The sequence below is a fragment of the Desemzia incerta genome, assembly GCF_900115825.1.
GTDB classification, from domain to species: Bacteria; Bacillota; Bacilli; order Lactobacillales; family Carnobacteriaceae; genus Desemzia; species Desemzia incerta.
The window spans coordinates 19,684-44,711 of the sequence record NZ_FOXW01000007.1 but is presented as its reverse complement, the minus strand read 5'-3'; the positions used below and the strand labels follow the sequence as shown (position 1 = coordinate 44,711).

26 protein-coding genes are annotated in these 25,028 nt (G+C 38.3%); 9 read left to right on the top strand and 17 right to left on the bottom strand.

Features of this window, described 5'->3' with window-relative positions; genetic code table 11:
- Positions 1-85 precede the first annotated feature (85 nt).
- Entirely contained in the window at positions 86-727 is a 642-nt protein-coding gene (locus BM137_RS09190; protein WP_230524057.1) for an NADPH-dependent FMN reductase, read from the bottom strand.
- A gap of 288 nt (positions 728-1,015) precedes the next feature.
- Here BM137_RS09190 and BM137_RS09185 point away from each other — a divergent pair, with 288 nt between their 5' ends.
- Positions 1,016-1,246, top strand: a complete 231-nt coding sequence (locus BM137_RS09185; RefSeq protein WP_092480872.1) for a VOC family protein — start codon at positions 1,016-1,018, stop codon at positions 1,244-1,246.
- Positions 1,247-1,263: 17 nt separating this feature from the next.
- Entirely contained in the window at positions 1,264-1,449 is a 186-nt protein-coding gene (locus tag BM137_RS09180) for a hypothetical protein (protein WP_143084251.1), read from the top strand.
- A gap of 159 nt (positions 1,450-1,608) precedes the next feature.
- Here the strand turns inward: BM137_RS09180 and BM137_RS09175 are convergent, their stop codons facing one another.
- Positions 1,609-2,700, bottom strand: coding sequence for a DUF871 domain-containing protein (locus tag BM137_RS09175; protein WP_092480870.1), 1,092 nt, complete (start codon positions 2,698-2,700; stop codon positions 1,609-1,611).
- A 207-nt stretch (positions 2,701-2,907) separates the two neighbouring features.
- Between BM137_RS09175 and BM137_RS09170 the strand changes: the two genes are divergently transcribed.
- The 4 genes from BM137_RS09170 to BM137_RS09155 all read left to right on the top strand — a co-directional run bounded on the left by BM137_RS09170 (position 2,908) and on the right by BM137_RS09155 (position 6,005).
- Positions 2,908-3,579 (top strand): ABC transporter ATP-binding protein, encoded by a 672-nt coding sequence (locus tag BM137_RS09170; RefSeq protein WP_092480869.1) that lies wholly within the window; start codon positions 2,908-2,910, stop codon positions 3,577-3,579.
- On the top strand, positions 3,563-4,321 hold the full coding sequence (locus tag BM137_RS09165; RefSeq protein WP_092480868.1) for an ABC transporter permease: 759 nt from the start codon (positions 3,563-3,565) through the stop codon (positions 4,319-4,321). Before BM137_RS09170 ends, BM137_RS09165 begins: the two co-directional genes overlap by 17 nt.
- A gap of 235 nt (positions 4,322-4,556) precedes the next feature.
- Positions 4,557-4,757, top strand: coding sequence for a cold-shock protein (locus tag BM137_RS09160; RefSeq protein ID WP_092480867.1), 201 nt, complete (start codon positions 4,557-4,559; stop codon positions 4,755-4,757).
- Between the two features lie 207 nt (positions 4,758-4,964).
- On the top strand, positions 4,965-6,005 hold the full coding sequence (locus tag BM137_RS09155; RefSeq protein WP_218147514.1) for an SDR family oxidoreductase: 1,041 nt from the start codon (positions 4,965-4,967) through the stop codon (positions 6,003-6,005).
- A gap of 292 nt (positions 6,006-6,297) precedes the next feature.
- Here the strand turns inward: BM137_RS09155 and BM137_RS09150 are convergent, their stop codons facing one another.
- The 4 genes from BM137_RS09150 to BM137_RS09135 form a co-directional block, all read right to left on the bottom strand.
- A complete protein-coding gene (locus tag BM137_RS09150; RefSeq protein ID WP_092480968.1) occupies positions 6,298-8,049 on the bottom strand; it encodes an ABC transporter ATP-binding protein in 1,752 nt (583 codons plus the stop codon).
- A gap of 22 nt (positions 8,050-8,071) precedes the next feature.
- Positions 8,072-9,838, bottom strand: coding sequence for an ABC transporter ATP-binding protein (locus tag BM137_RS09145; protein ID WP_092480866.1), 1,767 nt, complete (start codon positions 9,836-9,838; stop codon positions 8,072-8,074).
- A gap of 19 nt (positions 9,839-9,857) precedes the next feature.
- Positions 9,858-10,304 carry a MarR family winged helix-turn-helix transcriptional regulator gene (locus tag BM137_RS09140; RefSeq protein ID WP_092480865.1) on the bottom strand — a complete coding sequence of 149 codons (447 nt, stop codon included), beginning with the start codon at positions 10,302-10,304 and terminating at the stop codon, positions 9,858-9,860.
- Between the two features lie 403 nt (positions 10,305-10,707).
- Positions 10,708-11,136, bottom strand: coding sequence for a class A sortase (locus tag BM137_RS09135; protein ID WP_092480864.1), 429 nt, complete (start codon positions 11,134-11,136; stop codon positions 10,708-10,710).
- Between the two features lie 191 nt (positions 11,137-11,327).
- On the opposite strand from BM137_RS09135, the gene BM137_RS09130 reads away from it, so the two are divergent.
- On the top strand, positions 11,328-12,239 hold the full coding sequence (locus BM137_RS09130) for an AEC family transporter (protein ID WP_092480863.1): 912 nt from the start codon (positions 11,328-11,330) through the stop codon (positions 12,237-12,239).
- Positions 12,240-12,279: 40 nt separating this feature from the next.
- On the opposite strand, the gene BM137_RS09125 is transcribed toward BM137_RS09130, so the two are convergent.
- Together BM137_RS09125 and BM137_RS09120 are read right to left on the bottom strand one after the other, a co-directional pair.
- Positions 12,280-12,714 (bottom strand): organic hydroperoxide resistance protein, encoded by a 435-nt coding sequence (locus tag BM137_RS09125; RefSeq protein WP_092480862.1) that lies wholly within the window; start codon positions 12,712-12,714, stop codon positions 12,280-12,282.
- Complete coding sequence (locus tag BM137_RS09120; RefSeq protein ID WP_092480861.1) at positions 12,707-13,150, bottom strand: MarR family winged helix-turn-helix transcriptional regulator; 444 nt, start codon at positions 13,148-13,150, stop codon at positions 12,707-12,709. The genes BM137_RS09125 and BM137_RS09120 overlap by 8 nt, the downstream gene beginning before the upstream one ends.
- Positions 13,151-13,459: 309 nt before the next feature.
- Here BM137_RS09120 and BM137_RS09115 point away from each other — a divergent pair, with 309 nt between their 5' ends.
- A complete protein-coding gene (locus BM137_RS09115; RefSeq protein WP_092480860.1) occupies positions 13,460-13,792 on the top strand; it encodes an FMN-dependent NADH-azoreductase in 333 nt (110 codons plus the stop codon).
- A 60-nt stretch (positions 13,793-13,852) separates the two neighbouring features.
- Here BM137_RS09115 and BM137_RS09110 read toward each other — a convergent pair whose 3' ends face one another.
- The 3 genes from BM137_RS09110 to BM137_RS09100 all read right to left on the bottom strand — a co-directional run bounded on the left by BM137_RS09110 (position 13,853) and on the right by BM137_RS09100 (position 19,037).
- Positions 13,853-15,199 (bottom strand): MFS transporter, encoded by a 1,347-nt coding sequence (locus tag BM137_RS09110; RefSeq protein WP_092480967.1) that lies wholly within the window; start codon positions 15,197-15,199, stop codon positions 13,853-13,855.
- Between the two features lie 48 nt (positions 15,200-15,247).
- Positions 15,248-16,450: a M20 family metallopeptidase gene (locus tag BM137_RS09105; protein WP_092480859.1), complete on the bottom strand. Its 1,203-nt coding sequence runs from the start codon at positions 16,448-16,450 to the stop codon at positions 15,248-15,250.
- 241 nt (positions 16,451-16,691) lie between these two features.
- Positions 16,692-19,037, bottom strand: a complete 2,346-nt coding sequence (locus tag BM137_RS09100; RefSeq protein WP_092480966.1) for a helix-turn-helix domain-containing protein — start codon at positions 19,035-19,037, stop codon at positions 16,692-16,694.
- Between the two features lie 271 nt (positions 19,038-19,308).
- On the opposite strand from BM137_RS09100, the gene BM137_RS09095 reads away from it, so the two are divergent.
- Positions 19,309-20,145 (top strand): DUF975 family protein, encoded by an 837-nt coding sequence (locus BM137_RS09095; protein ID WP_092480858.1) that lies wholly within the window; start codon positions 19,309-19,311, stop codon positions 20,143-20,145.
- A gap of 127 nt (positions 20,146-20,272) precedes the next feature.
- On the opposite strand, the gene BM137_RS09090 is transcribed toward BM137_RS09095, so the two are convergent.
- The 6 genes from BM137_RS09090 to epsC form a co-directional block, all read right to left on the bottom strand.
- Entirely contained in the window at positions 20,273-20,869 is a 597-nt protein-coding gene (locus BM137_RS09090) for a sigma-70 family RNA polymerase sigma factor (protein ID WP_092480857.1), read from the bottom strand.
- Between the two features lie 81 nt (positions 20,870-20,950).
- A complete protein-coding gene (locus BM137_RS09085; protein ID WP_092480856.1) occupies positions 20,951-21,475 on the bottom strand; it encodes an NYN domain-containing protein in 525 nt (174 codons plus the stop codon).
- Between the two features lie 52 nt (positions 21,476-21,527).
- Complete coding sequence (rlmB, locus tag BM137_RS09080; protein WP_092480855.1) at positions 21,528-22,379, bottom strand: 23S rRNA (guanosine(2251)-2'-O)-methyltransferase RlmB; 852 nt, start codon at positions 22,377-22,379, stop codon at positions 21,528-21,530.
- Entirely contained in the window at positions 22,366-22,776 is a 411-nt protein-coding gene (locus tag BM137_RS09075) for a Mini-ribonuclease 3 (RefSeq protein WP_092480854.1), read from the bottom strand. The genes rlmB and BM137_RS09075 overlap by 14 nt, the downstream gene beginning before the upstream one ends.
- A gap of 1 nt (position 22,777) precedes the next feature.
- A complete protein-coding gene (cysS, locus tag BM137_RS09070; protein WP_092480853.1) occupies positions 22,778-24,184 on the bottom strand; it encodes a cysteine--tRNA ligase in 1,407 nt (468 codons plus the stop codon).
- A gap of 31 nt (positions 24,185-24,215) precedes the next feature.
- Positions 24,216-24,755: a serine O-acetyltransferase EpsC gene (epsC, locus tag BM137_RS09065; RefSeq protein WP_092480852.1), complete on the bottom strand. Its 540-nt coding sequence runs from the start codon at positions 24,753-24,755 to the stop codon at positions 24,216-24,218.
- Positions 24,756-25,028: the final 273 nt, after the last annotated feature.

Below are 25,028 nucleotides of genomic sequence, written 5' to 3'. Positions count from 1 at the left end.
TACCCATTAATAAAAACAGAGCTGTGTCAGAATAGATTCTGCACACAGCTCTGTTTTATGTTCTTTTAATTATTTTAAGAATAAATTATCTAATTGTGTTCAATGCTTTAGTCCATAACAGTAAGTCATTGAACATACCTTCAGCATTTACTTTGTTGTAGTCATTTGGTTTGAAGACACTCATATTTTCAAAGTCTGTCATCAATGAGAAGTTGGTCGTTGTACGAACAGTTGCTACACTTAATTCGCCTAAAATAACACGCAGGTTTTCGTGAGCACGAGCTCCACCTAAACTACCGTATCCAACTAATGCTGCTGCTTTATTAGCTACTTCTGGCTTCAAGAAATCAATCGCATTTTTTAATGCGCCGCCTACTGCGTGGTTGTACTCTGGAGTAACAAATACATATCCGTCAAATGAAGCTATTTTTTCTGACCAAGCTTGAATAGCAGCACCTGCAGCTTCTTGACGTTCAATAGGAAGTTTAGCTCCTAACAACGGCAAATCATAATCTGCTAAAGAAACTAGTTCGTATTCTACACCCTCGTCGTTTCTGTTATTAGCAAAATCTAAGATCCATTGTGATACTGCTGCTGCATTGTTCCCTTCACGTACACTTCCTGATATAATACCGATTTTCATAATTTTGTTCTCCTCTTCTATTGTTTGTTGTTGGTTACTGAATAAAGTATTCTTTATTCGTGTAATAAAGCTTTCTGTTGCCAATGCGTTTCCTCCCATTCTTGTAATGAATTGTGGGAAACCCACTAACTCTTTACTTACTTTTTGTTATCTTACTTACATTATGTCATGAAAATAAATTAAACGCAAGTTAAACTTTACGAATTCGAGATATTTTTTATCCATTCTTGTACTTAGTATCATAATCAGATTCAATCAGTATAAATCGAAGTATGTGTAATTGAGTGTAGACGGTTCAAGAGTAAAGCATACTTATAATAAGTTCCCAAATCATGTAGGATTAAAATATGAAATAGAAAGGAGATGGATAAAATGAATTTTTCTTTTAAAGGTTTAGACCATATTCAAATTACTGCTCCATTAGGGACAGAAAAAGAAACCAGACACTTTTTTACCGAGATTTTAGGATGCCAAGAGATTGAAAAACCAGAATCACTGAGTCACTTTGAAAGTTTGTGGTTTGATACGGGCAAACATGTTCTTCACGTGGGGTTAGATAAAGATTTCCACGCAGAAAAAGAGGCCATCCAGCCTTTGAAATAGCAAATATTGTTGGATTGATGGATCGTCTGACAGAATACAATATTCCGTTTGAAGAAGATTACAATCTTCCTGGTGCTCGTCGCTTCTACACATATGCTTTTTTCGGTCACCGAATGGAGTTTTTGGAATGGCAAAACAAACCTCAATCGATGATGACTGACGTAGAGAAATCGGATATCAAGGATAACAATTCTAATGTGTAAAGTTAGTCATCACTAATGAATCAGTTTGCAGAACTGACGATACAAAAAGCAACCATTCCCCTGACGAATTTTTTCATCAGGGGAATGGTTGCTTTTTTAGTTGCTTATCAATCTAATTAAACCAAAACATCTACATGATTTTAGTGCAATCCCTTATTTTTACTGAACTTCAATAAATTGGAAGCTTGACCAAGGAGTTAGGTAGTCCAACAAGAAAACGGACTCTGGTGTTAATTTGGCGACGATATTGCGTGATCCATCATCTTCCATAGTTTTTAGTGCTATTTGGGTTTCCCCTTTGTATTGACCAAAGCTGTTGTTGCAGATCACTACGTCTCCTTTTTTTGTTTCTGCAGTAGAATGCACTGGAAAGTCTTCTGCTTTGTACTTTACTCGAGTCATAGAAGAACGAATCATGTATTCTGATCGGTCACCACGGTATTGGTGTACTTCTTCTAAGATCACTTTCTTTTCCAATTCTGTTGCATGCGGCTCAAATACGATTTCCAATTGAGGATGCGCATTTGAAAATGCACTTGCCATAGCTTTTAATTCAGTTTCAGAAGCGTATCCATTCCCGATCAATAAATCATCGATCGTGTCCATTAAACGGTAATGTGTGACTTGCGTCTGGATAGACAAATGTCTATGCTGTTCTAATGTGCATAATCCCATTTGAACAGGCCATGGTCCCAATTTCCCAGCTTGTGAAGTAACAAAAGCTGCTGTATTCAATCTGTAGTGAGTGTATTGAGCAGTTGTTTGTTCAAAGTGGTCTTGAGCCAAACCAGAGTATCTTTGAGGGTAGAAGTTTTGTGAAGCGGTCAAATTTTCTTTGTTTGGTTGGTAACTCATAATATTGTCGATGTATTTCGTCCCACTGCTCATATTGACTTCAATTTGAAGACCATATGGATTTTTGGTCATTCGCGCCTCTTCAGCACCCGTAAAACCTAAATCTAATCGAACGGCTGTTGCGCCTAGTTCATGGAAGAAAGATAAATCATCATAACTGACATTTAATTGTTCAAATAGACCAGGATTAATATCGACCACAGTCTCCATACCTAATGAATTGCCGTACTCGATGATCTTTTTGAATTTAGCTACAACTTCTTTTGAATCTCCTGTAATTTCCAGCAGACTAGTAAAAATACGTTTGTACCCGTATTGATGCGCTAAGTCTAAATAATCTTTGTCTTGTTCATAAGTGCTTTTTTCCGGGTAGATCGATACGCCCATTTTTTTCATGCTTATTGCCCTCTCTTCTCGTTGCAAACGCTTTATCGTAAACACTTAAATAGTCTACCGCTTATATAAAAAAGTGTCAACAACAAAGAAAACGGATTCAACGAACAACTTTCTTCAATAACACACTTTTCTGTCAGTTATCTTTCTATCCATTCAAAAAACATGATAGGATAAGAGAACCAGTACATTAAAAGGAGACCGATAACCATGGCTTTATTAGAAATCAAACAGCTGTCTTTTGAGTCTGAAGGTAAAAAAATTTTAGCAGATATTCAGTTTACAGTGGAAAGTGGAGAGTTTGTATCCATTACCGGGCCATCTGGCAGTGGGAAAAGCACTTTATTAAAAATCATTGCGACTATCTTATCTAAAACGAACGGCGAATTGCTTTACAATGGTCGCTCTATTGAACAGTATGATCCTATTGAATACCGAAAAGAAGTGTCTTACTGCTTCCAGTCCCCTGTTTTATTTGGAGACACGGTGAGAGACAACTTGAGCTTTCCATATGAGATTCGCCAGATGGCATTTGATCAACAAAAAGCGACGGACTATTTAGGGATGGTCGGATTGCCTGAGGATTACTTAGACAAACCGATCAATGCACTATCAGGTGGAGAAAAACAACGAATTGCTTTGATCCGCAACGTTTTGTTCCAGCCGAAAATTTTATTGTTGGATGAAGTAACCAGTGCTTTAGACGAAGAAAACCGTCAAATCATCTGGCACTGGCTTCAAGAAATGCGTTCAACGACGGAAATGACGATTTTGATGATCAGTCATAATGAAGCAGAAGCTGCTTTGGCAGATAAACGGATCCGTATCGTTGACGGGAAAATTGTTCATAAGGAGGAATTGCAAAATGAATTTGCAAATTAGCCCAACAACCATTGCTCTTAGCTTTGCTTTAGTTCTTGTAGGTGTCTTTATTTCTTATAAAGAACAGTTAGGGACCGCCAAAGAAATCTTGTACAGCATTACTCGAGCGGTCATTCAATTAGTGGCTGTGGGGTATATTTTAACTTACTTGTTTGGGATAGACAGTCCTTTGGTGACGATTGGTTTAGTCTTTGTGATGTCTTTCAATGCTGCGTGGAACGCTCATAAACGCAGCAATCAGATTCCAAATTCCTTAAAAATCTCCATCATCGCTATTTTTTCTACTGTTATTTTAACGTTAACGGTACTTGTTTTATCAGGCTCTATCAAATTTACCCCTTCCCAAATCGTTCCTATTTCAGGAATGATTTGTGGGACAGCTATGACGACCATTGGTTTGTGCTACCGTAACTTGAATACCCTGTTTCGAGACCAGCGCCAACAAATATTGGAAAAACTGTCGCTTGGCGCTACACCTAACCAAGCTTCGCGTTCGATTTTACGAGAAACGATTAAATCCGGCATGCAGCCTTCTCTAGATTCTGCTAAAACCATTGGGATCGTGACACTGCCAGGTATGATGTCAGGATTGATATTTGCCGGAACTGTCCCTACTACAGCTATCATGTATCAGATCATGGTGACTTTCATGGTCGTAGCGACGACCAGCTTGTCTTCTTATATTGCATCGTTCCTGGCTTACCGCAGTTTCTTTAATGACAGACAACAGTTTTTGGGTTAGATATTCATAACAGATGTGTCTTTTTGTTCACTCAATCCGAGGGAGTAAAAAAAGATATTCAGCGTGGAGCTTTACTTATCTCGAAATAAAGGGTATAGTATTAATTGTAGTAGTTTTATTAACAAAATTAATTGGTAGTTTTATTCATTTTATGACTAAATTCCCTCTTCTTTTTTTAAATGAAATATTGCAAATACAACGTGCTCAAAGCACAAAACAATGGAGGAATTTTATTATGAATAAAGGTACAGTTAAATGGTTTAATGCAGACAAAGGTTTCGGTTTTATCGAACGCGAAGGCGAAGAAGATTTATTCGCACACTTCTCAGCTATCCAAACTGACGGTTTCAAAACTTTAGAAGAAGGCGAAACAGTTACTTTTGATATTGAAGAAGGTAACCGCGGACTTCAAGCAGTAAACATTACTAAAGCATAATTTAAACTTAAAACTCAAACACCCCAACTAGATTAGTCTAGTCGGGGTGTTTTTTTTAGGTTTACTAAGCCTTATTTTTGCATATCGTCCCATCCTTTCTTTAAAATAAAGAGTAAAGAAAGAAATGTTGAAGCAATTGTCATTAGGAATAAATTCTTTTTTACTGGTTGTGGACCACAAACTATAAAATAAGGAGGATATTCATTTATGTCAAAAGAAAAAATGCCCGTCAATAATATGAAGTTGCCTTTGAAGAAATTAGCTGATCAAGTCATTGTTATCACAGGAGCATCCAGCGGGATTGGGTTAGTTACTGCCAGGATGGCAGCTGCTAAAGGTGCAAAGGTAGTCGCAGCCGCAAGAAACGAAGAAGCCTTGAAGAAATTGGTCGATGAACTGAAATCTAAAGGGCAATCTGCCATGTATGTGGTGGCTGACGTTTCAAAAGAAGAAGATGTCTATAGAATCGCTGAAAAGGCGATTGCAGAATTTGGACATTTTGATACGTGGGTCAACAATGCCGGTGTTTCTATTTACGGACACGGTACAGAGATCAGTACTCCTGATATGAAGCAAATGTTTGAAGTCAACTTTTGGGGCGTTGTCTATGGGACAAAAGCTGCGGCCAAGCACTTTAAAGAAACTGGGCAACCCAGCGCAATTATTAATGTCGGATCAATTTTCGGGAACAAAGCTTCCTTGATTCAATCAATTTATGCTTCCTCTAAATTTGCTGTACACGGCTGGACGGAAAGTATCCGTATGGAATTTGAAAAAGATCATGTTCCGATTTCTGTTACTTTGATTCAGCCTGGAAAAATCGATACCCCATACAATGAGCATGCACACAGTTATTTGGAACACCAACCGACTCATATCGGTATGGTCTATCCTCCAGATGCCGTCGCAGAAGCTATTCTATTTGCAGCTGAAAAACCGACAAGAGATGTCTATGTAGGTAGACAATCGAAGTTCTTGACCGTTCTATCTCATATGCTGCCGCGCTTCACGGACAAATTTGTCGAAAAGGTGATGCACCCTTCTCAATACGATTCTCGTCCATCTAAGCCAAAAGAAGAAAGCAGCCTATATCACGCTGGATACGGTCTGCATGAACGCGGCACTAACAAAGGCTGGATACGGAAGAAAAGCTACTATGTCAAGGCTACTAAAAACCCTGTGTTGGCTACTGTTGCTGTCACTAGTTTAGCTTTGATCGGGATGAAACTGCTGAAACACAAAAAATAATGAGTAAAGTAACGAGCCCCTCACTGGATGATTGAGGGGCTCGTTTTTTGAGTTATGGTTTCTTATTTTGCCATGGGCCTTCATTTTTGGAAGCTCATGGCCGATAAATTCTTTTTCTGTGCCATAAGCTCGGTTCCTAGCTTGCTCATGGCCGAAATTACTTCATTTTCAGCCATGAGCCTAACTCCTATATCATTCATGGCCTATCTTCAAAATTCAACAAAAAGGTCCTCTCTACTTATACAGCAGAAAGGACCTTTTAACTGTTTATTGTTCAAATGAAGCCTGTAAATTAAGCTTCTTCAAATTGGCTATTATACAAGTTTGCATAGAACCCGCCAGCGGCCAATAATTCTACGTGATTTCCTTTTTCGATGATGTCTCCATTATCCATTACCAAAATCACATCAGAATTCTTGATCGTAGACAAACGGTGAGCGATCACAAATGACGTACGCCCAACCATCAAATGGTCCATTGCTTGTTGAATCAAAGCTTCTGTACGTGTATCTACTGAACTCGTTGCTTCATCCAAAATCAGTAGTGGCGCATCTTTAACTAAAGCACGCGCGATCGTGATCAACTGTTTTTGTCCAGCAGACAAGCTGGTTTGATCATCTAATACTGTATCGTATCCATGAGGCAGAGTACGGATAAAGTGATCGATTCCTACTGCTTTACATGCATCTTCCACTTGCTCATCAGTTACACCTTCGACGTTGTAGACGATATTTTCTCGTACAGTTCCTTGGAAGATCCAAGTATCTTGAAGCACCATACAAAACTGCTCATGGACATCTTCACGCGTCAGATCCGTTGTTGGAATTCCATCAATTTTGATCGAACCGCTATTGATCTCATAGAAACGCATCAATAAATTGACGATCGTTGTCTTACCAGCACCAGTCGGTCCAACAATAGCTACTTTTTGACCAGGTTTGATATGCACAGAGAAATCATTGATGATTGTTTTCTCAGGTGTATATCCGAAATGAACATGCTCAAATTCCACGTCTCCACGGATGTTTTCCAATTGACTTGTCTTCCCTTTTTCGTCTATCAATTCGACTTCATGCAAGAAGTCGAATACGCGTTCACTTGCTGCAGCTGTTGATTGCAGACTTGTTGCTGCTTGTGCAAATTGAGATAACGGTTGGGTGAACAAGCGAATGTACATCATAAAGGCTACGATCACTCCAAAAGTGATATCTCCATTTAAAGCCAACACAGCTCCTAAAATACTGACAACTACATAACCGAAGTTCCCGATAAAGTTCATCAATGGCATCATGATCCCAGAGAAGAATTGAGACTTCCAGGCACTTTGGTACAAATCATCATTGATTTGGTCAAAAGTTTCTTTGGCTCCTCGTTCAGCATTATAGGCTTTTACGACATTATGACCGGAATAGATTTCTTCCACATGTCCATTAACGGCTCCTAAAGCTTTTTGTTGTGCTCCAAAGTATTGTTGAGAGTGTCTCACGATTAAGATCATTAGACCGAACCCGATCAACGTTGAAGCAATTGCTGCAAGAGTCATAGGGACATTTGTAATGAACATCATAAATAATGAACCCAAGAACATAGTTGTTGCTGTTACTAAAGTACTGATACTTTGGTTCATCGTTTGACTGATCATGTCGATATCATTCGTTACTCGACTCAGTACATCTCCGACACTGTTAGAGTCAAAATAGCGCAACGGCAAACGATTGATTTTTTCAGAAATGTCTCTTCTTAATTTTTTAGAAACGCGTTGCGTGATCGTTGCCATGATGAATCCTTGAACATAGTTGGCAATGTAACTGATCACATATAAAGTCACCAAGAGAAGAGCGATTTTTTCGATTGCTGCAATATCCAATTGACCGGTCAATCCTGCTGTGATCAAATCTGTGATCTCACTTAATTGGCGCGGACCGATCAACGAAATGACTGCTGCTCCCATAGCTAAAACAAGTGCTACTATCACAATAGGCAAGTACACATTGATGTAAGCCAATAAGTCTTTATACGTTTGTTTCATATTTTTCGGTTTCATACCCGATACTTTTCCAGCATGTTTACTCACTAGCTAATTCCTCCTCTGATAATTGAGAATAAGCAATTTCGCGGTACACTTCAGATGTTTCCAGCAATTCTGTATGCGTACCTTTTCCAACGATCCGACCTTCATCTAGTACAATGATCGTGTCAGCGTCTTTGATTGTTCCAATTCGTTGGCCAACAATCAGATTAGTGACTCCGCTTGCTTCTTCTTTCAACTGCGAACGTAATTCGCGGTCTGTTTTGTAGTCTAATGCAGAGAATGAATCATCAAAAACGAAAATTTCCGGATCACGAGCAATCGCTCTGGCAATCGCCATACGTTGTTTTTGACCTCCGGAGAAGTTGTTCCCGCCTTGGGCAACGTGACCTTCATATTGATTTTCTGTTTTTTCAACAAAATCTGTTCCTTTGGCTACACTGATTGCACGTTTTACAGCATCTCTAGAGATGTCTTCTTTTCCATTTTCTCCGAAAGCAATATTCGAAGCAATCGTTCCACTGAATAAAACAGCTTTTTGAGGAACGTACCCGATTTTATTGCACAACGCTTCTTGGGTATAATCTTTTACGTTCACACCATCAATTAAAATTTCACCTTCTGTTGGATCGTAGAAACGCGGAACAAGATTGACGATCGTACTTTTACCGCTTCCTGTTGATCCGATAAACGCAATAGTTTCTCCTTTACGCGCTTTGAAGCTGATATCTTTGATTACATAATCAGCAGCATCCGGATATTTGAAACTGACATTGCGGAATTCAACTTCACCTTCTAAATCGTCTTTTCCTTCTGTTACTGTTCCATCATTAATAGTAGAATCTGTATTTAAAACTTCTTTGATACGATTTGCTGAAACTTGCGCTCTTGGCAAGATCACGAAAACGAATGTCAACATAACGAATGACATCACGACTTGGATGGCATAAGAAGAGAACACGACCATGTCACTGAAAATAGTGATACGTTCCATCATGTCCATCGATTCATTAATCAAATAAGCTCCGATCCAGTAAATAGCTAAACTCAATCCATTCATTGCAGCGACCATACTTGGAGACATAAACGCCATCAAACGTGTCGTAAATAAGTAATTTTGATTCAAAGCTGTATTAGCTGTCTCGAATTTACTTTCTTCGTGGTCTTCAGCGTTATATGCGCGAACTACGCGAATCCCTGTTAAGTTCTCTCTTGTAACAGAGGTTAAGTTATCGGTTAATGACTGGATACGTTTAAATCTAGGCAATGCCAAAGAAATAACTGTAATAATCACCGCTAACAATGCGACTACAGTGATTCCAGTAGCTGCTGTCCATTGCCAGTTCTTATTAGAAATTTTTGTTAACGCCCAAACTGCCATGATAGGTGCTTTAAACATTATTTGCATTCCCACTGCAATAAACATTTGCACTTGAGTGATGTCATTTGTTGAACGAGTGATCAAGCTGGAAGTCGAGAAACCATTGATCTCTTGCATCGAGAAACTTTCCACTTTATCAAATTGTCTTTCTCTCAAATTTTTAGCAAACGAAGCTGCTAGTCTGGTAGACAGGAAGCTGACGATAATTGCCGCCACTAAACTTCCTAAAGCACACAGCATCATGTATCCACCTGTTTGGATGATTTCACTGGTCTCACTACCTGGTGTTTGAACCTTAACAGTGATTTCAGACATATAGTCTGGTAATTTCAAATCTAAGAAGACTTGAGCAATAATAAATAGGAGAACCATAAAAACGATTCCCCAGTCTTTCGTTTTTAAATATTTTAACAACTGTATCATACATAAACTCCCTTACATTCTATTCCATATCTTCTATATTTTTTCTGATTTTACTTAATACATTAAAAAAGGTTTCCAGTTCTTCTTCGCTCAATCCGGAACGTACTTTACGTTCTACACTTTGAATGCATTCTACTGCTTTTTTTGAAAATTCGATTCCTTTAGGAGTGATGACCAGTTTTTTCAAGCGAGCGTCATGACTCACTGGCTGGCGCTCTAGGAGTCCCTTTTTTTCCAGTGTATTCAACATTCCCGTCGCTGTTGAACGACGTATTTTCAGCAATTCTTCAATATCTTTTTGAAAGATATCTTTATCTTGTCGACTATGAATGAAACCGATGATTCTGGATTGCATCATATTGTTTTGATCATCTGAGATCTCCGTCATTTTGGCAGCAATGGATTTTTTGACTTGGTGATTGGCTGCTTGCAGTGAGAAACAAACGTAATCCTGAAATTCCCTCACTTTTTACCTCCTCTTAAAATTTCTTGGTTGTCTTTTTGAATTCTCTCCCTAATAGTTCGGCACCGAACTGTTAGGTAACTAACAAATAGTATGCTCTTTTTATATCCTGTTTGCAAGCTTTATTTTCAAAGAATAAGCTTGTCTTTCCAATGTTTCCCCTTACATTCCTTTAGATACAAAAGAACCACAACCAGGAAAAAGTTGTGGTTCCTTTGCTGTATGCTGTTATATAAATCTTATCTTATATCTGATTGCTTCTTTTCTCATCAACGAGATCGAATACTCAGATCTGAATCAAAAGCTTCTAACATTTCAGGAGAAGCATTGTCTACGGAAACCTTTTGGACAAGTTCAGCAGTGGTCAATACGCGAGTAACTCCATTACCGTCACACGTGATCAATGTCAGTAATGTCTTATTCGGGACTCATCTATGACGCTGACTTCTGTAGCTTCGATGTTTCGTTGCTCAATGACTTGGTACTCATAAATGTAGCTCAAATCAGTCAAATAAACAGTGTCGCCTATTTCTACTTCATATAAAGGTCTAAACAACAAGTCTGGATCTTCCATATAACGTCCAGCTAAAGCATAGTTTCCCTTCCCCATTGCTTGCTCTTCTTTCATGGTTCCTGCTGTCAATGCCAAGGTATAAGGAGAGGTACCTTTTCCAATTGCCAGATTCAATCCAACGCTAGGTATACTGATATCGCCTAACACCGTTATTTGATCGCTGTTGAACTGGGCTAAGGCTACTGTTTCCATATCTAACAGTTCCACTTCTCCAAAATCAAATGACGCATCACTGGTCTGATTTTCTTTGCCCTTTTTCATTTTCCCTCGCTAACTTTCGAATTTTTTTCTACCTAATATACAAATGTGTTAAGCAGAAAAGACAAGGAGAGCATTATCTATTTTATTCGAACTTGTTTTAAGGCATTTACCTTAAGATTGGAATTTATGATTTGGTAAGGTAAGATAAGGTAAAACTAGGTTTTAAACCTAGAAAAAGGAGCGTTTTTTTATTGGGGGCTGTATTAACACAAGCAATCAGCTTTTTATTGGTCATACTAGTAGGTTATTTATTTAAAGCAGGTGGGCTATTAGAAGAGCGGGACGGCCACACCATTTCAAAAATCATTCTGAACTTAACTTTGCCGGCTACGATTATTGTCGGCTTCAATGCCGTTGAGATTGATAGCATATTGATCATTATGATTTCTTTAGGTTTGTTGTCAAATATTTTGTTGGTGTCAATCGGCGGAATAATCTGGCGTAAGAAAGACACTTCTGATCAGGCTTTAATGATGTTCAGTCAAGCGGGGTACAACATTGGGAATTTTACGATTCCATTTGTACAAGGTTTTTTCCCTGCTGCTATTCCTTTTATCGGCAGTTTCGATACAGGTAATGCGTTGATGTTATTTGGCGGGACGCCTTTATTAGCAGATAAAATGCTGGGACAAAATCGAAGCTCTCGCGGAGCTAAAGAAGTGATTTTTCGTTTGTTTCGCTCTCCTTCTTTTTCTACTTACATTGTTATGATCCTACTGGCCCTTTTTCAATTTGTGATTCCGGAAAATGTTCTTTCGGTCGTCAAACTTTTTTCTAGCGGAAATGCCTTTCTATCCATGTTTATGATTGGGCTTTACTTAGACTTTAAGATTCCTCGAGTCGATTTGACGAAAGTAGCAAAACTATTGTTTACACGCTACTTATTAGGTATTTTACTTGCGTTGATTTTCTATTTCTTGCTGCCTCTACCGCAACTCGTTCGAATATCGTTAGTCTTATTGGCTCTTGCTCCAATAGGGACTGTTTCTACCATCAACATGGTGGTTTATGGAAACAAAGCTTCTCTTTCAGGATTTTTATCTTCAATGAGCATCCTGTTATCCTTGATTCTCATGATTGGAGCTTTGATCTTCATTTTGTAAACAAAAACTCTCGCCAGATTCGGCGAGAGTTTTTTTAAAATTAACCGACATATTCTACAGCTTTCACTTCAACATCAATATTGTTTTGAACAGCTTTTGAATACGGGCAGAATGCATGAGCTTTTTCAGCTAGTTCTGTTGTTTCTTCTAACGTTTTTCCTTCAATACCGACTTCTAAGACAACAGATAATTTGAAGCCATTGTCTGACGGATCTGAATTTAAAACCACTTCAGCCGTTACTTCTGATTTAGCCTCTACTTTTGCTTCTTTCATTTTCGCTTCTAAAGCAGAGTTGAAACAAGCACTGTATCCTAATGCAAATAATTGTTCAGGGTTGCTTCCTTGTCCTAGACCACCTAATTTTTTTGGTGTAGAAACTCTAACTGAAAATGACCCGTCTGGTAAACGGCTTTCTCCGTTACGTCCACCTGTATTGATTGCTTTTGTTGTATAAAGTTTTCTTGATTCAGTCATGATTGATTCCTCCTAAAGTTTTGGTCAGAGCATTGATGCGTTCGATCAAATCAAAATAATCTTTTTCTTCCAATTGGAGAAGCTGCAAACAGGCAGAAACTTTTTCTATTACTTCACTTTTGATGCCCATCGCTTTTTCAGTCACAGCAATTACGACTTTTCTATCATCTTCCGGATGACGATTTCGAGTAACATATCCCGCTGTTTCCATTCGCTTGAGCATAGGCGTCAACGTTCCGCTATCTAATCCTAATCGATTACCTAATTCTTGCACGCTTTGGTTATCGTTCTCCCATAAAATCAATAAAGTTACATATTGAGGGTACGTTAACGAATACGGTTCTAAAATTGGCCGATAAAATTTGGTAAATTGTTTAGATAGAGTGTACGTCGAAAAACAAAGCTGTTCTTCTAATAAAAACTGATTTCCTTCCATTTGATTTCCCCCTAATTGGTTGTGCACAATTGAATTGTACACAACCAAATTGTTTTATGCAAGCGTTTAGCTTTTATTTGTAAATTCTTCAGAGCTTATTATTAAAGCGCTTCAATCATGATACAGTTTATTTATAAAAACGAAAGTAGGGAAAGAAATGGCAAAAGTTTTAGTAGTACGCGTTCACCAGTTTGATCGTTCAGTTTCAAGTTCAATGAAAGTGTTAGATGCTTTCTAGAAGAATACAAAAGACTAATCCTGATAACAGCATTGAAGAGTTGAACTTATACCAAGTAACTCTTCCAGAAATTGATTGCGACTCCATTATGGAATCTGCATGTACATTCTCGCCTGAAATCTTGGATCGATACCGTAACGGTTGCTGGCAAAACATTCCGCTATACTGAAACAGGATCCGAAGGTTTGATCAACAACAAAAAACTTTTACATATTCAAGCCAATGGCGGCGTATTTCATGGACAAGATCCTGCCAGCCAATACATCAAAACTATTTTCGGCTTCCTAGGCATCAAAGATTGTTCCGAGTTATTTGTCGAAGGCATGGATCACGATCCTGAAAATTCGGAAAGCATTGTAGCGGCAGGTATTGAAAAAGCTAAAGAACTAGGAAAGACTTTTTAAATCCAATCTGATAATAAAGCAAGCGACTAGGATTTTGTTCCCAGTCGCTTGTTTTGTTGTTTATTTAGTTGTTGAATGTACAGCATCTGCATGATCTTTTGGTGTTGTAAAGAACACACTTAAGAAAGCAATCACCACAAATAAAATGTTGACCAATAACCCAATAGAACCTGCTTCATGCACATGTCCATCAGCATTTACGGCTGCAAAGACACTTGCTGAAATAGCTACACCAATAGCACCGCCTAAAGAACTGGCCATTTTGTAAACACCAGATGCAACGGCTACTTTTTCAGCGGGTGCATTTGAAACAGCGGTATCTGTTGAAGGAGTCGCATAAATTCCTAATCCGAATCCAAATAATGCATACCCTACGATGATAAAAATGATGTACAGACTATTTGGTAAGAACGTCAATGACATCAAGGCGATCCCTATCGCAGTAATGACTGCACTAGCCAGCATTGGCATACGCGCACCATATTTTTGCAAGAATTTTTCACCCATACGAATCGCGATCAACACAAAGACTAAGTAACCGATTGTTAATAGTCCTGTTTGGAAAGAAGTGAATCCGCGACCAGATTGAGCATACGTGTTTACAACGATCAATGTGCCCGCTGCTGCGTTCAATAAGAAGTTCGACAAAGTTGCTCCAGCATAAGCTTTGTTTTTAAAAAGCGAGAAATCAATCAAACTATTGTCTTTACTGGTTTCTAATTTGACAAAAACTAATGTTGAAAGCAGGAAAACAGCAATAAGTCCAAGTCCAGCTAAGCTAGTCCAGCCTAATGCAGACCCGTTCGTAATATAAAGGTTGAACGACAACATCATTACCACGAAAGCCATTAATCCCGAAAAATCAAACTTTTGACTCCCAATAGCTTCTACTTTGCTTTCAGGTGTACCTTTCAGCAACATCATCCCAATAACAGTAATCACGATAGACAAAATGAAGATTGCTCTCCATCCAAGTGTACTGGCAACCAATCCAGCAAATAGAGACGTTAATCCAGAACCGCCCCACGAACCAATTGACCAGTAACTTAGCGCCCGTTGTCTTTCTTTTCCATCAAAATACACTTTCATCAAAGCCATGGTGGATGGCATGATAGCTGCTGCAGACAACCCTTGGATGATCCGTCCAAGAATCAATAGAGGCGCACCTTGTGCCACTACAATAAACAAGGAACCAGTAATGCTTAAAACCATACCAATATTCGTCATTTTTACGCGTCCGATACGGTCAGCCAAGCTTCCAGCTCCAACCATGAACATACCGGAGAATAAAGCGGTCAAGCTGACAGAAATATTCAATACTCCTGCAGAGATCCCTAGATCTTGTTGTACAGCTGGACCGATATTCAGCATCGTTTGGGCAAACAACCAAAATGTGATAACACCCATGACGATACCTGCGATTAATCTGTTATTCCCTTTATACTCTTGTTCCAATTACTTGCTACTTCCTTTCAAATAATCAACAACGATGGCGCCCATTGCTTTAGCAGAGATCATTAGTGATTTTTCATCAATATCAAACTTAGGGTTGTGATGAGGGTAAGCTTTTCCGTTTTCAGGAGTTGCCCCCACATAGAAGAACATACTTGGACGTTCTTTCGCGTAATAAGCAAAATCTTCTGAAGGTGGTTGCGGTTCGCACATTTCAACACCTGTTAATTCTGGAATATCCGTATTTCGCAACACATTGACACCAAACTCAGTTATTTCAGGATCATTGTAAAGAACCGGGTAATCATTTTTGTAATCTAAATCATAAGTGACGCCGAACATTGCACTGATTCCATCTAATTTCGCCCGAACTTCTCTTTCGATCGTTGCTTGTGCTTCATCGGACATGGAGCGGACATCTCCTTCAAGGGTCACTTTGTCTTTGATGACATTGAATGAACCTTTTCCATCAAAATTTCCGATCGTGATTGAACCTACATCAAATGGACTCAACGCACGACTGACGACACTTTGAAGAGTCACTACAAAATGACTCGCTGCAACGATCGCATCTTTTGCTTTGTGTGGAGAAGAACCATGTCCCCCAACACCATTGATGGTAACTTTAAAATAAGAACGTCCTGTTTGAACATTGCCTGGACGGTAGAAAATTTTACCTGATTCCATTTCTGACATCACGTGGATACCAAATACATTGTCCACTCCGTCTAGGGCTCCATCTGCGATCATGCTGATAGCTCCGCCTGGGGGAACTTCTTCTGCATGTTGGTGAAGGATGACAACTTTACCTTCTAATTTATCTTTCATTTCGATCAACGTTTCTCCAAGAATCAACATGTAAGCTGTATGTCCATCATGACCACATGCATGCATGACTCCTGGATTTTGCGAAGCAAATGGCAAGTCTGTTTCTTCTGTAATCGGAAGTGCATCAAAATCGGCACGAATCCCGATAGTCTTTCCAGGTTTGCCACTATCAATCGTTACAACAACGCCATTTCCTCCAACGTTTGCGCGAACATCGCACTCTTTTTCTTTATAAAAATCTTGAATGTATTTAGCCGTTTTATCTTCTTTAAAAGACAATTCTGGGTGTGCATGCAAATAACGACGGATTTCAATCATACGATCATTTTTTTCTTCTAATCGTTTCAGCAACTCTTCTTTAACCGATACTTCTGTCATTTAACATTACCTCCTAATTTTTTACCTATTCCTTTAATACCAAGCTTTCATTTAGCGACAATCTCTATTATAGCCTCTTTAAAAGTTTTAACCAGAGCGGTTCTTATCCTTTTTTACTGCTTTTTTGCCCTCTTCTCCTAAGGTAAAACAAAAAAGACAAAATCCAGGGGGTGTTTTTTGTCCTTTCGTCTTTTTTGTCATTTTATTCTTTTATAGCAAGTAGAAACTTTCTTTAATTCCATTATATAACTTTTCTCATTTCAATAAAGTGAATAGCATTGATATTCAATAAGGAATAAAAAGACCAGTCTCCTTCAATGCTTTCATCTGTTAACTCAATGGCTGGACGAGATGTTTGAACAATGTAATCTATGATTTCTTTATCAATACCATACTGACTGTTTAATTTGCCCCAATTTTTATATAGACCGCCGTTTTCGCTGTCGAATCGGAATGTACGAATTTGATAATCGCCTTTTTCTAACCCCTTCAAACTGAAATGCAGCTCTTTTTTACGAGATTGGACAAACAGTTCATCCGTAGAGTATTGAGGATTAAATCGTTTCTCGTTATATAAAATAATTTGATAACCCTCTTCATTTTCAGTCATCAAAAAGCTGTCTCCTCTTGCAATTACTTTTCCTCGGAGTCTTTCTTTAAACATGACCGCATAATACACTGGCCGTTTTCCATCGAAAAAGTGAAACAATTCCAATCCATCAATCAAGATGTTGCGGCTGCCGCTGCTTTTTTCATGCAATTCATTGTTGATCCAAAAGCCCAAGCTCTCAACTTCCTTGCTTAAAGCAAGAACAGTTCTCAGAATCAGTGCTCCTCTAAAGAAAGTTCCATTCGTATAACGCGTATTACCTGTTAATGTATTCCAGTTGTTCAAGTACAAGGGTTTATTCAATTGGTGTTTTCTTAAAAACTGTTTTAATCTGGCTGTCTTATCAACGATGTAGTCCTGACTCTTGATAAAATCTTTGTCGCTGATTTTATCAAAATCAATCAAATCGTTTTGATCAGCGTCGTAACTGATAAATTCAATTTTTTCTGCTTCATCGAATATCCAATGCTGATCCTGTGAAATAATATCTTTTTTTTCATCATAAGAAACATAATAGCCAACCGCTATGTCAGATACACGATTCTTTAATAATTGCCGTAACTTCAAATACATCTTCTTCAACTCATCAGCGGATACAGATTTTTGATTTGGTCCTTGAAATAAGACGCGCCACTGTCCTACAAATGAACGTCCAAAAACCAATAATGAATGCTGAATAAAGCGATCAAAACGATCAAAAAAGGAGAGTTCATCTTGTTTGATTTCTTTGTAATCGACACGGATAAATAAAGGGATGTGCTGCTCTTTTAAAAATTGGATAGCCAAATCGGAATTAGCATATACAGGCGATGTTGAGATCATCTCGTCAGTATCTACTTCCGGCAGCAAAGTAATTCCCTCCAGTAATTTTCGAATTCCTATATAATGGATTCCTAATTGTTGATTAGCTGTTAGAACTTGTTTTTTAACATTTTCATTCAGCAATTCTTTCAATTCACCTATGAACACTAAATGCTTTTCGTGCCCCAATTTTTCATCGCTTTCTTTCTCTAGGCGAATCTCTAATTCTTCTACTGGAGCTTTATCGTAAACAAAATTTTGGTCTGCACTTTCATCTAAATATTTGGCTAATCGGATCAAGACTGCTGGGGATTCCATCACTGAACGTGTTTCTTCTTGAACTTCCTCTTCTTTTTCTCTGATCAAATTGGCTTGCTGATGCTGTTTTCGGTACTGTGAGGGAGTCATGTGGTAGACCGACTTGAAGATTGCAGAATAATTTTTAGCCGTTGAAAATCCATTGTTGTGAGCAATTTCGTATAAATTATCTGTTGTGTACAATAAATCATCGATACTGTGTTTCAAACGAACTTGATTCAAATAGTTCAAAAAACCGATCCCTGCCATTTGCTTAAAGTAGCGCGATAAGTAAGAGACAGATAAAAACTCGTTTTCAGCCACTTCAGATAACGTCAGCGGTTCTGAATAGTGTTGTTCGATTAGTTGAATGATGCGAGCAATACGTTCATCGTTGGCTTCAGCGCCTTCCCACATCGGCATCTCTTTTTTGAAGAAACGCGTCATCATCAACATAATTTGGTAAACACTGCTTTGGATCACGAGTGCACTGCCATCTTCGTCGCGGTACTTTTCAATAATCATTTCTGACAATAAATGCCTCAATTGTTGAGTGACTTTTTCTCTTCCTTTATCCAATTCTTTAGAGAAAGACTGAAAGTAACTATGGAAATAATTTTTATAATGCAGCGCAAAAAAATGACTGGATATGGATAAAGATATCAGTATATTCTCTTCATTTCCTCTAATGGAATAACGAGAATTCCGGTTGATAAACAAAATATCATTTTCTTTCAGTTCATCTTCTTGACCTTCGTACCTGACTTGTGCCGTTCCCTTAATCATAAATAAAACAATGGTCCCATAATATTGTTGTGGAGGAAAATATTGGACATTTTCCATGACAATATTAAAATCTTCGGTTTGATCACTTTTCAAATTCGTCACTACACCCTTTCGTTTAAAACAAATCGCCTCTTAATTCAGACCTTCTTTTCTATTACCCTTACTTTAACACGTCAGAAAATGTCTAGCCAATAATGGATTCAAATATTTTGAAATCCGATTGAAAACATACCAAACAAGTAATCTTTTACAATTTTAAAGTGGATTTTTTTAATATAAAAACTGTTATACTTAGCTATTTTTATGTCATTCTGTGTGTTATATTAATCATGAAATAATATAGAAGAAAAAGGAGTTACACAAAATGGATGAGTTTAAAACAAGCTCTGAACTTAAGCAAGATGCTCGTGAGATGTTGAAAGGTCGATGGAAAGATGCGGTGTTAATGAATCTTCTTCCAGCATTATTGGGGATAGCCACTTTGGCGCTGTTGGTAGTAAGTATTGCTACTTTTTCTGCAAGCACAAGCGACTATTTTGCAACGGAAAGTACATATGGTGATATTGAATACGAAGATAGAGGCGCTTATTCTGATTCAGATGTATTATATGAAGACGAAAATTCCTATAATGATACTAATGATACAAGAGTTACGTTTGTTCAAAATTTATTTACGACGATTATCACTACTGGAATGTCATTTGCCTTCTTAACAGCCTTTAGAGATCCTGGTTATAAAATTCGACCACTTAGAGATGCATTCCAAGTATTCTCTAAAAAATATTTTTTAGGTGTATTTCTGATTTATATCGTTTCAAGCCTGTTTATAGTTTTATGGACATTGTTATTCTTTATCCCTGGGCTCATCAAATCTTATTCCTATTCGCAAGCTTACTTGATTTACAAAGACCACGCGGATCATCCTAATACGGAAAAAGTCTCAGCAATCAATTGCATTACGGAGAGTCGAGAACTGATGGATGGACACAAAGGACGGTTGTTCGCCCTTGATTTAAGCTTTATCGGTTGGTATTTGATTGGTTTCCTTACTTTAGGAATCGGGTTTTTATGGATCACTCCATACACAACTGCTGCCAGAACAGCATTCTACAATGATTTAGTTGGTGGAACACCTACAGAAACTGACATGGAATGGGACGAAGATTGGGAAGACGAAGAATGGAATGACTCGCTTATTTAAAGAATATTCAACAGAGCATTCATCAAAAAACTACCTCACTGAATTGCAGTGAGGTAGTTTTTTTATATAACATACATTATTTAAGAGTGCTAAAAAGAGCAGACTTATTTAGCAAACGCTTCCATTTTTAGTTGCAGTACTGCTTCATTTTTCTTTTACATCTATCTAACGCATTGATTACTTTTACGGTTTCACAATTAAACTCTTTTGCGATATCTTCTCGTGGTATGTTTCGAAGATACCTAATAAAGACTTGATGTTCGAAATCAGATAATGACTCGAAGTATTGAGGTATACTCTCCTTAACTTCTAAAGCTTCTTGGAAGCTCATACTGCTGGTATAATTTTGTATGTATTGCGGGGAAAAACCATTTTCTAACAAACTGTCTAACGACTCAGAAATTTTTTCTATCCTTCTCTTTTTAGCCATATCTTTTCGTATCAGACTGAATAAATGATTTTTTAAGTTTAATTTGAAATAATTTCCGAAAGTATGTCCTCTTGTTTTATCATAAAAAAGAATGGTTTTATTGAAGACAATTCTTGCTTCTTGGACAAAATCATCTCTTTCGTAACCCAATATATAATAATCCTTGATGACATTCTTTACCAATGGAGTATAACGTTGAAATAGAATTTCAAAAGGATAATAATCGCCGCTTTTAATTACTGTGATCAAATCTTCATCTTTTAACTGCTCAAAGAATTCCTTGGTACCACTCACTTGTTTTCCTCCAGCCTATGTTTTATTCTTTTGGCCTTTCATTCAGTCTGCTCTTTTTCTGAATTCTCAAATAGTGTATGGTTATTTTTTTGCTAAGTCATCTCGGAATCTTTCTAGTGCATCTAGTTGACGATGGTTCCAAGGAGAATTTCGTCTGTAACTTTGCCCGTGCAATGTTTTTGCATCATTTTCAATTGCCTTTTTGGAGTGTTGCAGATCTTTGTACAATTCGTTAGCTGATTTGCGCAAAGCTCCTCTTTGAAAAACAATCCACTGTTCAGCCAAATCGCTTGTAGCGACAGTGACTTGAGTGATCAATAAATTTTCTTGCCCTACGACACGTTCAATATAACTATCTGCCGTTTCACCTTCTTTAGTGAAAATAACATCCAAGTGAAATTTTTTATAACTTTTTTGGATACCTGGAACCAGTTGGGCGTCAAAGACCACGCGTACTTCAATGTCTTCATACTTAGCATAATTCGATAATTCATGAAGCAGCAAATCTCTTGCCTCTTCCATTTCATCTTGGTTTTTTAATTTTTCCAACATTGGCCAAGCGCCGATCATATTGTATCCATCAACAAGCAGTACTTCTTTTTTCATGGTCTCGACCCCCCTTCTTTTCTGGTACTGTTAGTTCATTTTTTTCAATAAATTATAATGGATTCCGACCGCGATAAACCTCATACATCAATAAGCTGGCTGCCACACTGGCATTCAAGCTTTGGACGTGTCCAGTCATTGGAATCGTAATGGTTCCATCCATTTGTTCTTTTACTAATCTTGAAACACCTTTTCCTTCATTTCCGATTACAAGACCAACAGGCAATGTTGCATCCCAACGACGATAATCTTGCCCTTCCATATCCGTTCCGTAGAACCAGATACCACGTTCTTTCAAGTCTTTGATCGTTTGGACCAGGTTCGTTACTCGAACAACAGGTACATGTTCAATCGCTCCTGTTGAAGCTTTGGCTACGGTAGCCGTCAATCCTACAGCACGGCGTTTTGGAATGATGATTCCATGAGCTCCGATTGCATCTGCAGTACGCATGATTGAGCCTAAGTTATGCGGATCTTCTACGCCATCTAATAGAATGAAAAACGGATCTTCATTTTTCTTAGCAGCTGCTTCAAACAAATCATCTATAGTTGCATACGGATATGCCGCAGTTCCAATGACTACACCTTGGTGGTTTTGTCCATCAACTAATTGATCTAATTTTGATTTTGGCACGATTGAAATCTGTAATTTACGTTTTTTCGCCAGGCCTTGGATCTCATCTAATTTAGTTCCTGATAATCCTTCTTGCAAGAAGACTTTATTGATGTCTCTTTCAGACTTCAATACCTCGATTGCCGGAATTCTTCCCATGACAAAATCGCGTTCTTCTTCGTTCTCTACAACTTCTACTTCTTCTCTCGGCTGAGGACGTTTACGTTGAGGGCGTTGTTGATTGGATTTTCTTTGTTCTCTCTTAGGCGATCGTTTATCATTTCTTGGCATCGTTCGTCTCCTCCACTTTCTGGATACACCAGTTGATTAGTTCTTCCATACGTTCTTTTCTGCCGGACAAATGCAAGAAGCCCATCAAAGCTTCAAATCCTGTTGAAATACGGTAAGTCGTGATATCCGCGTTCTTAGCTGATGTATGGCTCTTAGCATTTCTTCCTCGTTTGAACATCGTTTCTTCTTCCTCAGACAGTAACTCTGCCGAAATCATTTCATGCATCAAAAAAGCTTGTGCTTTCGCTGAAACAAAATGAGTTGCCATGCGATGCAATTGGTTAGGTCTAGTCTGTCCTTGGTTTACTAAATAATCTCGTATATATGTTTCATAAATGGCATCCCCAACATAAGCTAAAGCCAATCCGTTAAGTAATGCCCAATTCTTTTCAGTCATATTATCCTCTTTTCCATCTGGTTCCTTGCGGTGTATCGTCTAGAATAATGCCTTCTGCTTTTAACAGGTCTCGAATCTCATCACTGCGTTGGAAATTTTTAGCCGCACGGGCTTCATTTCGCTCAACAATTAACTGTTCGATTTTTTCATCTAACAACGTCTCTTCTTCAAATGTGATCCCGAATACTTGCAGCAGCTCACTCATTAGTTCACGCATAGCTTCTAGTACGACTTTAGACACTTCTGCTTGTTCGCTATAAATATTCATCGTTTTTGCCAACTCGTAAACCACTGTGATTCCGTTAGCCGCATTGAAGTCATCATCCATTTCATGAATGAAATCTTGTTTAAATTGCTCCAATTGAGCAAGCTTCTCATCATCTGTTCCTATTGATTCTACAGCATCTTTCAAACGATGACCAACATTTTCGTAAGCGTTTCTCAATTTTGCCAAATTGTTCTTAGCTTCTTCAATCGTTGCCATGCTGTAACTGATCGGACGGCGGTATTGAGTCGTTGCCATAAAGAAACGTAAAATCTGTGGATCTACTTGTTTGATAATATCGTGCACTAAAACAAAGTTCCCTAGGGATTTGCTCATTTTTTCGTTGTCCATCGTCACAAATCCATTATGCATCCAGTAATGCGCAAATGGGTGACCTGTTTTCGCTTCACTTTGAGCAATTTCATTTTCATGATGAGGGAAAGCCAAATCTTGGCCGCCAGCGTGGATATCGATCGTATCTCCTAGATATTTCGTAGCCATCACCGAGCATTCAATGTGCCAACCAGGACGCCCTTTACCCCAAGGTGAATCCCAACTTATTTCATCTGCTTTGGCAGCTTTCCACAGCGCAAAATCTAAAGGATCTTCTTTCTTTTTGTTTTCTTCATCCTCTAAACGATTGCTGGCTCCAACTTCTAAGTCATCAATCGACATATCGCTCAGTTTTCCATAATCTTTGAATTTGCGCGTACGGAAATAAACATCTCCCATAGACTCGTAAGCATACTCTTTTTCAATCAATGCTTGAATAAACTCAACGATATCCGGCATACTGTCCATTACACGAGGATTCTTGGTAGCTTTTGCAACACCTAAAGCCGCTGTGTCTTCATAGTAAGCATCAATAAATCGTTGCGCCACTTCTGGTGCCGTGATGTTCAACTCTTTAGCAGTACGAATGATTTTATCGTCTACATCAGTAAAATTGGAAACATAGTTCACGTCAAAACCTTTGTACTCAAGGTAACGGCGAACGGTATCAAAAGCAACAGTACTGCGAGCATTCCCAATATGAATATAATTATATACAGTCGGGCCGCACACATACATTTTGACCTTTCCTTCTTCTAAAGGAATAAACTCTTCTTTCTGTCGGGTCAATGTATTATAAATTTTCAGCATAGACTTACCCCTTTCTGGTATATTGTTTTTCTTAGTTTTTTTCTTGATGAACTCGCTGTCCGTTCAGCTTGACGACTACGGCTGGTATCCCGACAGCTGTAGCGTTATCAGGAATATCCTTCAACACTACTGCACTAGCTCCGATTTTAGAATTGTTCCCTATCGTAATAGGACCTAAAACTTGCGCGTGAGCCGATATCAAGACATTATTTCCAATTGTCGGGTGTCGCTTCCCTCTACCTTTTCCTGTACCGCCTAGCGTTACTCCGTGGAAAAGAACGACATCGTCGCCGATTTCAGTCGTCTCTCCTATAACCAATCCCATACCATGATCAATAAACAATCTTTTACCAATAACAGCGCCTGGATGAATCTCAATGCCAGTAATAAAGCGAGCAACAGCTGCTATCACTTTTGCTATCAGAAACCATTGACGCTGATAAAAAAAGTGAGCAACCCAATGAAAACCTAATACATGAAAACCAGGGTACGTTAAGATGATTTCTAAAGTACTACGAACTGAAGGATCATTTCGTTTTATCGTTTGTATACTCTCTTTAATAGTACGCATTTTAACCACCTTTTCTTTTCTATGGTTGAAATTGTTTTTTTGCAGCTGGAAAGTGAATCGGGATTTTTTGTATTCTTTAACTGAGTTCTTGTCGTGTCTCTAGGCACTTGAGATAAAGAAAACAACAACCTTTGCATCCTTTTAGTAGAGCTTCGAAAGTCAGAGGTTTTGGAAAAAAAGATGAAAAATTTTATGGTTGAAAAGCACCACAACAATTTTTCCCTATTTTTCCTTCATCTCTTTCGGGCTTTCTCAGCATCCTGAAAAAAATAA

Bases quoted from the DNA above. Each gene is read 5' to 3' on its own strand.
- BM137_RS09135 (WP_092480864.1), bottom strand. From the start codon at position 11,136: ATGAAAAAGGGCAAAGAAAATCAGACCAGTGATGCGTCATTTGATTTT.
- BM137_RS09085 (WP_092480856.1), bottom strand. From the start codon at position 21,475: ATGAAAAAAGAAGTACTGCTTGTTGATGGATACAATATGATCGGCGCT.
- rlmB (WP_092480855.1), bottom strand. From the start codon at position 22,379: ATGCCAAGAAATGATAAACGATCGCCTAAGAGAGAACAAAGAAAATCC.
- BM137_RS09155 (WP_218147514.1), top strand. From the start codon at position 4,965: ATGTCAAAAGAAAAAATGCCCGTCAATAATATGAAGTTGCCTTTGAAG.
- BM137_RS09095 (WP_092480858.1), top strand. From the start codon at position 19,309: ATGGATGAGTTTAAAACAAGCTCTGAACTTAAGCAAGATGCTCGTGAG.
- BM137_RS09170 (WP_092480869.1), top strand. From the start codon at position 2,908: ATGGCTTTATTAGAAATCAAACAGCTGTCTTTTGAGTCTGAAGGTAAA.
- BM137_RS09125 (WP_092480862.1), bottom strand. From the start codon at position 12,714: ATGACTGAATCAAGAAAACTTTATACAACAAAAGCAATCAATACAGGT.
- BM137_RS09150 (WP_092480968.1), bottom strand. From the start codon at position 8,049: ATGAAACCGAAAAATATGAAACAAACGTATAAAGACTTATTGGCTTAC.
- cysS (WP_092480853.1), bottom strand. From the start codon at position 24,184: ATGCTGAAAATTTATAATACATTGACCCGACAGAAAGAAGAGTTTATT.
- BM137_RS09160 (WP_092480867.1), top strand. From the start codon at position 4,557: ATGAATAAAGGTACAGTTAAATGGTTTAATGCAGACAAAGGTTTCGGT.
- BM137_RS09120 (WP_092480861.1), bottom strand. From the start codon at position 13,150: ATGGAAGGAAATCAGTTTTTATTAGAAGAACAGCTTTGTTTTTCGACG.
- BM137_RS09185 (WP_092480872.1), top strand. From the start codon at position 1,016: ATGAATTTTTCTTTTAAAGGTTTAGACCATATTCAAATTACTGCTCCA.
- BM137_RS09180 (WP_143084251.1), top strand. From the start codon at position 1,264: ATGGATCGTCTGACAGAATACAATATTCCGTTTGAAGAAGATTACAAT.
- BM137_RS09145 (WP_092480866.1), bottom strand. From the start codon at position 9,838: ATGATACAGTTGTTAAAATATTTAAAAACGAAAGACTGGGGAATCGTT.
- epsC (WP_092480852.1), bottom strand. From the start codon at position 24,755: ATGCGTACTATTAAAGAGAGTATACAAACGATAAAACGAAATGATCCT.
- BM137_RS09105 (WP_092480859.1), bottom strand. From the start codon at position 16,450: ATGACAGAAGTATCGGTTAAAGAAGAGTTGCTGAAACGATTAGAAGAA.
- BM137_RS09175 (WP_092480870.1), bottom strand. From the start codon at position 2,700: ATGAAAAAAATGGGCGTATCGATCTACCCGGAAAAAAGCACTTATGAA.
- BM137_RS09075 (WP_092480854.1), bottom strand. From the start codon at position 22,776: ATGACTGAAAAGAATTGGGCATTACTTAACGGATTGGCTTTAGCTTAT.
- BM137_RS09165 (WP_092480868.1), top strand. From the start codon at position 3,563: ATGAATTTGCAAATTAGCCCAACAACCATTGCTCTTAGCTTTGCTTTA.
- BM137_RS09110 (WP_092480967.1), bottom strand. From the start codon at position 15,199: ATGGGTGTTATCACATTTTGGTTGTTTGCCCAAACGATGCTGAATATC.